This is a genomic window from Mesorhizobium sp. ArgA1 (assembly GCF_053714375.1).
The window spans coordinates 1-3,942 of record NZ_JBSKBQ010000065.1 but is presented as its reverse complement, the minus strand read 5'-3'; the positions used below and the strand labels follow the sequence as shown (position 1 = coordinate 3,942).

At 57.4% G+C, this 3,942-nt stretch carries 4 protein-coding genes and 1 pseudogene; all 5 read left to right on the top strand.

The features are described 5' to 3' along the window. A partial coding sequence (locus tag ACWGTI_RS32130; RefSeq protein WP_454590617.1) for a hypothetical protein occupies window positions 1–513 on the top strand: 513 nt, incomplete at its 5' end. A 57-nt stretch (window positions 514–570) separates the two neighbouring features. Beyond that, on the top strand, window positions 571–1,545 hold the full coding sequence (locus ACWGTI_RS32125; RefSeq protein WP_454590616.1) for a S8/S53 family peptidase: 975 nt from the start codon (window positions 571–573) through the stop codon (window positions 1,543–1,545). A gap of 429 nt (window positions 1,546–1,974) precedes the next feature. Then, window positions 1,975–2,634 (top strand): annotated as a pseudogene (locus ACWGTI_RS32120) (GMC family oxidoreductase). A gap of 172 nt (window positions 2,635–2,806) precedes the next feature. After that, complete coding sequence (locus ACWGTI_RS32115) at window positions 2,807–3,205, top strand: GMC oxidoreductase (RefSeq protein WP_454590615.1); 399 nt, start codon at window positions 2,807–2,809, stop codon at window positions 3,203–3,205. Window positions 3,206–3,531: 326 nt separating this feature from the next. Next, window positions 3,532–3,696: a hypothetical protein gene (locus tag ACWGTI_RS32110; protein ID WP_454590614.1), complete on the top strand. Its 165-nt coding sequence runs from the start codon at window positions 3,532–3,534 to the stop codon at window positions 3,694–3,696. Window positions 3,697–3,942: the final 246 nt, after the last annotated feature.

The window sequence follows — 3,942 nt, the reverse complement described above, 5'->3', positions numbered from 1 at the left end:
GTCAGCGCGACCGCTGCGAGCGGGCAGGAGACCAGCCTTGTTGGCATCCATCAGGGTTCGGAGCTCACCGAAGCCGCGCGCCGCCTAGGCCAGGGCGGTTACGAGCTGCGGGACGGAACATGGGTGTCTCTCGATAAGTGGTTTCATAGCAGCTGGATCGACATGCGATTTGAAATGTTGACGCAGTTGTCGGACGATTTCGGTCTGCTGTGGGGCGCGAGCACGGGTCAGCGTGCCGAAAAGCTCCGCATCGCGCCAAGTGTGGAACTCGGTTTTGTTGTGCAAAAGCGACCGAGACCGTCCACCACGCTTTCTCTCACCGTCAGATCGATCCTGGGCGGGAACCTGACGGAACAACCTTGCACGGCTAACTATGGCGCGATCGGCGGCGTCCAAGCGGCGAATTGCCGCCTTGCGGCTTCACAACTCCAACCTGCCGACACGTTGAAATATCTCTCAAACCTCCACCCAAACCGACTGAAACTCGAACTGCGGTTCATGCATCGGTTCTAGTACGGCGTGGGCGGGACATTTCGCCAATGAAGAACAAAACCAGACAGGAAGATTAATATGCGCAAGATCCAATCGTTGCCGGTAGCGCTCGTTGTCGGCCTCGGGCTCCTCCTCTGCCTGACGGCAAAAAGTGGTTTCGCTGGTGACCTCAGCGATGGGGCCCCCGTCGCAAAGCTTCCAGCTGCAGGGAGCAGTAGCTCGGGCTGCCCACAAAACGCCGACGGCACCTTTTGTTGGATGAGCCCGGACATTGGCCAGGCTTGGGCATCAGGCTACACCGGTTCTGGTGTGTCGGTGACAATCGTGGATGACTTCACCTCCGATAACGAAATTGACGGGGATCTGGGCCTCGGCCCAAAGAGCCAGTTACACGGGAAATGGAACGCCGAAATAGCTGGCATGGTGGCCCCTGGGGCAAACGTGTTCGAGCATGACAATAACTTCGAGCATGACAATGAGGACGAGACCCCGATCACCCTACACGATGGCCTCAATGTCATCAATTTGAGCTACAGCCTTTTTGATCCAGTAAGCTGGGATCCGCTTGATCAGTCGATTGTCGACACGGCCCGGGCGGGTACTGCCTTGATCGCGAAATCTGCCGGCAACGAGGGCTTCCAGATCGGTACCGCAAGGGAAGGGGTCGTGGATTTCCTAGCTCTCGATCTGGAGGGAGCGCCAACAACAATTTTTGTCGGTGCGCTCGACCACAATGGCACTCCCGAGAACAAGGCCGAGCTGGCCTCCTATTCGAATTACCCCGGCTCGAATCTGGACGTGCAGAACCAGTTTCTGACTGTCGGTGTTGAAGATGACAACACCGGCCTACCGGGAACATCTTACGGGACGCCTGTGGTTTCGGGCTATGCCGCCATCCTTGGCAGCAAATTCTCAACAGCAACACCGATCCAGATCAAAAATCAGTTGCTGGATACGGCCAGGACCGACACGATCGTCAACTATAATCCGGCGACTTACGGCCGCGGCGAGGCCAGCCTCTCGAGGGCGCTGGCGCCCGTTTCGATCAGATAAAAGAGTGGGGCGATCGCCGAAATCTGAAATTGCTGCGAGGCGGTGCGCGCCGCAAGAAATCGCCTCGTGGCATTCGCCGCCCTGGGCTGGCTTCGACAGTATCGCGGTAGAAGCTGCAGCCATTTGCTCCAATGCTCCTCAACCCCACCGCACCCGGAAAATAGCGTCATTGCTTCAATTGGACCCCAAAAGTGGACCTTGCACGCCGTCGAGTGGCAAACCTTCGCGACAAGCATGTGCCAAATCAGATCGACTCTTCCTGGCGGCTAAAGCTGAGGGTAGGTGATACGAAATGTGTAAGAGCTTGCCCGTATCACCTGCCGCCGCGGCGGCAGGTGATACGGGCATCTCGGTATTCGCCGCCCTCGGTAACATTCCTCGGTGAGGCAATAGGAGGGGTCAATTCCTCGTGTCGCTTGACAGGTCATTGTGACCGTCGAAACGGGGAAGCGCTGTGCGAAGGCCACAAAACCGGACATACTGCCCTACTTCAAGAAATTCGAAACATCAGACTTTGGCGAGACGCAATATCGCGGTGGAAGCGGACCGCTACGCGTCAGTGTGCCGAAGATGAAAAACCCGATTAACAAGGCTTGGCTGGAAGCAGGAAGGCAGGCGGGTTATCCGATTCTCAGCGATTCGAATTCAGCAAGCCAGGAGGGGTTTGCCCCTCATGAACAAACGATCGTCGACGGGTATCGCTGCAGCACCGCCTTTGCCTTCCTGACGGCGGATGTGCGCAAAAGCCCCAACCTTGAGATCCGTACGGATAGCCCGGCGGAGAAGATCCTGTTTAAGGACAAACGGGCTGTCGCGGTCGAGTATGTCCGTGACGGTCGCCGCGAACAGGTTTCCGCCCATCGCGAGATCATACTGTGCGGCGGCTAGGTGAACTCGCCGAAGCTCCTGATGCAGTCTGGGGTTGGTGACGCTACCAAGCTTACGTCCTTTTCCATTCCGGTGGTGCACGACCTACCGGTTGTGGGAGCGAATTTCCAGGACCACCCGGATGTGGCGATCCACATCTGGCCTGCAAGAGTCCGTCGGTATCGCTCGGACGCGCCTCGCAGTTTCCCCGTAATCAGTTGATCGGCCTCCAGTGGTTCCTGTGGAAATCCGGTGCTGCCGAGACCAATCACTATGAGGCATGCGCGTTCATTCGCTCCCGGCTTGGCCTCGTTGAGCCGAATTTCAAGTTTGAACTGTTCCCCGTGCTTTGAAGCCGGATAGCTTTGATCTCTATCCGCAGCCGACCTTCCAGATGAATATCGGCCTGATGACCGTCGCCAGCCGTGGCAAGATCAGCCTCAGCGGGCCGCGCGCCGCTGATGCACCAATCCTGTTGCTCAACTATCTAAAGGAGCCGATCGACAGGCAGTCACTGCTGGCAGCGCCCCGCAGCGCGCGAAAGGTGCTTTCACAGCCTGCGATGGCCCAATATTCTGGTGAAGAGCTAGATCCGGGACGAGCCGTCCAGACCGACGAACAACTCGACGATTGGGATCAACAAGCGTTACACGACCGCCTTTCATCTTGCGCCTCAGCTGCAAACGCCAGGTCGCCAAGCGGCGACGCAATCATTCTCAGTAAAACCACTTATCTCCAGTCCTTCATTTGTCAGAGCTGCCTTTTCGCGCATCTCTTGAAAGCCGCTTCTTAGCAGCGGGCAGCAAAGTCCACGTTGCCGCGTAAGACGTCGGCCTACCCGGCTTGTCCTCAAGATCGAACAAGCCGACGTTTTTGTCGACTGAGCACGTTGGCCGGCGCTATGCTCGAATTTTCCACCTGGATGCATTGGTCCATTGTTCAGAGCCCCTTTCGGTGGGCTACCACCTAGGGGCGACCTGCCAAACTGATTTGCCCAAACATTCGGCACCCAATAGGGCGAACTAGACCGCGTCGGTTCCTGCGTATGTCGCGAACTGTCTCCCCTTCGGACTGTTAATCGGGCCGGCATGGCCGGATCTCGCCGCTTTTTATGTGTTTATGAACTTATATACACAGCAGGATTCCCATTTTTCCGCCTTGGTGGACGGAAATACCGGCTTGCGATTGTCAGCTCGCGATCCAGAAGCTCCCATCATCGATGCCGACCGCTCCGGCTGGCGGAAGCTGATGGATCAACAGCGCCTGGAAATTGTGACAACTTGACGCGCACAGGTGTGCCCGCACACCGCCAGTTGAATAGTCGTTGCTACCTGTCAGCGATCAACAGAGGCGTTCGCTTGCGCTCTCAATGGCCGCGCGACGCCGTGCCGCCATTCACCCAGGGCGGGTCTACTCACCATCAGGATCAAGCAGTTGCTTCTGCCGCTGAAAGTGCCGTTTCGAAACTCCAAAATCACAGCCTCGCCAGTCGGTTTTGCAGCGCCTGCCGATCGGCGACGAGGTTGTCGA